Here is a 2634-nt window from a genome sequence, read left to right as displayed (position 1 = left end):
TGCGTGGGAGGCTGGATCGGCCGGCGCTGCCGGGACCGACGTCCGCAGGCTACCCGACGAATTCGCACTGGCCTGGCGGCGCAGATATGCAAATATCGACACTAGGCAACATTGGAGGACAAAGGTCATGGCCGATGCTGGGATGTTGCGTTTCCACGTTCCGGAACCGGAAGTGCGGCCGGGCGGAACGCCTGATTTTTCCAATGTGCCGATCCCCAAGGCCGGCTCGGTGCCGCGCCCCGAAATCGATGTCGATCCGCGCACCATCCGCGATCATGCCTTCTCGATCATCCGCGTGCTGAACCGCACTGGCGAGGCCGTCGGTCCCTGGGCCGGCCTGCTCTCCGATGAGGAACTTCTGGCCGGCCTGCGCCACATGATGACGCTGCGGACCTTCGACGCGCGCATGCAGATGGCGCAGCGGCAGGGCAAGACCTCGTTCTACATGCAGCATCTGGGCGAAGAGGCGGTGGCTTGCGCCTTCCGCAAGGCGCTGGCGCCGGGCGACATGAATTTCCCGACCTATCGCCAGGCAGGGCTGCTCATCGCCGACGGCTATCCGATGGTCACGATGATGAACCAGATCTATTCCAACGAGGCGGATCCGCTGAAGGGCCGGCAACTACCGGTCATGTATTCGTCGAAGGAGCACGGCTTCTTCTCGATCTCCGGCAATCTGGCGACGCAGTACATCCAGGCGGTCGGCTGGGCGATGGCCTCGGCGATCTCGAACGATTCGCGCATCGCAGCCGCCTGGATCGGCGACGGCTCGACGGCCGAATCCGATTTCCACTCGGCGCTGGTGTTCGCCTCGACCTACAAGGCGCCGGTCGTGCTCAATGTGGTCAACAACCAGTGGGCGATCTCGACTTTTCAGGGCATTGCCCGCGGCGGCTCGGGCACATTCGCGGCAAGGGGGCTCGGCTTCGGTATCCCGTCGCTGCGCGTCGACGGCAACGACTATCTCGCCGTCCATGCGGTGGCCAAATGGGCGGCGGAGCGGGCGCGCAGCAATCTCGGGCCGACGCTGGTCGAATATGTCACCTACCGCGCCGGGGCGCATTCGAGCTCGGACGATCCCTCGGCCTACCGGCCAAAGACCGAGTCCGACGCCTGGCCGCTCGGCGACCCGATCGTGCGGCTGAAAAACCATCTCATCGCGCTTGGCGTCTGGTCGGACGAGCGGCACGCGCAGGCCGAGGCAGAAATCCTCGACACGGTCATCGCGGCGCAGAAGGAAGCCGAAAGCCACGGCACGCTGCATGCCGGCGGCAAGCCGTCGACGCGCGACATGTTCGAGGGCCTCTACGCCGAGATGCCGCCGCATCTCAGACGCCAGCGCCAGCAGGCGGGAGTCTGAGCCATGCCGAGACGGACCATGATCGAGGCCATTCGCGATGCCATGGATGTATCGATGGGGCGCGACGACAAAGTCGTCGTGTTCGGCGAAGATGTCGGCTTCTTCGGCGGCGTCTTCCGCTGCACGCAGGGCCTGCAGGCCAAATACGGCAAGAGCCGCTGCTTCGACGCGCCGATCAACGAATCCGGCATTGTCGGCTCGGCCATCGGCATGGCCGCCTATGGGCTGAAGCCGTGCGTGGAGATTCAGTTTGCCGACTACATGTATCCGGCCTACGACCAGCTGACCCAGGAAGCAGCTAGGCTGCGCTATCGCTCCAATGGCGATTTCACCTGCCCGATCGTGGTGCGCATGCCGACCGGCGGCGGCATCTTCGGCGGCCAGACGCACAGCCAGAGCCCGGAAGCGCTGTTCACCCATGTGTCGGGGCTGAAGACCGTGGTGCCGTCCAACCCGCACGACGCCAAGGGGCTCTTGATCGCGGCGATCGAAGACCCCGATCCGGTGATCTTCCTCGAACCGAAGCGGCTCTACAATGGTCCGTTCGACGGCCATCACGACCGGCCGGTGACGCCGTGGTCGAAACATGAGCTCGGCGAGGTCGCCGACGGCCACTACACTGTGCCGCTCGGCAAGGCGGCGATCCGCCGGCCGGGTTCCGCCATCACGGTGCTCGCCTACGGCACCATGGTCTATGTCGCGCAGGCCGCGGCCGAGGAAACCGGCATCGATGCCGAGATCATCGATCTCAGGACGCTGCTGCCGCTCGACCTCGACACGATCGTCGCTTCGGTCAAGAAGACCGGGCGCTGCGTCATCGTGCATGAGGCGACGCTGACGTCGGGCTTCGGCGCCGAACTGTCGGCGCTGGTGCAGGAAAACTGTTTTTATCACCTCGAAGCGCCGGTTGCTCGCGTTGCCGGCTGGGACACGCCCTATCCGCATGCGCAGGAGTGGGATTATTTCCCCGGCCCCGCCCGTGTCGGCCGTGCCTTGCTTGAAACCATGGGGGCCTGAGATGGGCGAACACATCATCAAGCTGCCCGATGTCGGCGAAGGTGTCGCCGAGGCCGAGCTGGTCGAGTGGCACGTCAAGATCGGCGACATGGTGCGCGAGGACACGGTGCTCGCCGCCGTGATGACCGACAAGGCGACAGTCGAAATCCCGTCGCCGGTCGACGGCGAGATCCTGTGGCTGGGCGCCGAAATCGGCGACACGGTGGCGATTGGTTCGCCCATCGTGCGGCTGAAGGTGGCGGGCGAGGGGAATGTTG

Annotated in this window: 3 protein-coding genes; all 3 read left to right on the top strand. The window is 65.2% G+C overall.

The genetic code is table 11. From position 1 onward, the window contains the following. The first annotated feature begins 127 nt into the window (after positions 1–127). Entirely contained in the window at positions 128–1360 is a 1233-nt protein-coding gene (locus tag EN893_RS28345) for a 3-methyl-2-oxobutanoate dehydrogenase (2-methylpropanoyl-transferring) subunit alpha (protein ID WP_127272764.1), read from the top strand. Positions 1361–1363: 3 nt separating this feature from the next. Further along, positions 1364–2377: an alpha-ketoacid dehydrogenase subunit beta gene (locus EN893_RS28340; RefSeq protein ID WP_127271317.1), complete on the top strand. Its 1014-nt coding sequence runs from the start codon at positions 1364–1366 to the stop codon at positions 2375–2377. Position 2378: 1 nt separating this feature from the next. Further along, on the top strand, positions 2379–2634 hold a 256-nt coding region (locus EN893_RS28335), incomplete at its 3' end, for a biotin/lipoyl-containing protein (RefSeq protein WP_348632519.1).

The organism is Mesorhizobium sp. M7A.F.Ca.CA.004.04.2.1, from assembly GCF_004022825.1.
In the GTDB taxonomy this organism is placed as follows: Bacteria; Pseudomonadota; Alphaproteobacteria; order Rhizobiales; family Rhizobiaceae; genus Mesorhizobium.
The sequence above is the reverse complement of the archived record's forward strand: the minus strand, read 5'-3'. Positions and strand labels throughout refer to the sequence as shown.

Excerpts from the sequence above, each read along its gene's own strand:
- EN893_RS28345 (WP_127272764.1), top strand. The coding sequence starts at position 128 with ATGGCCGATGCTGGGATGTTGCGTTTCCACGTTCCGGAACCGGAAGTG.
- EN893_RS28340 (WP_127271317.1), top strand. The coding sequence starts at position 1,364 with ATGCCGAGACGGACCATGATCGAGGCCATTCGCGATGCCATGGATGTA.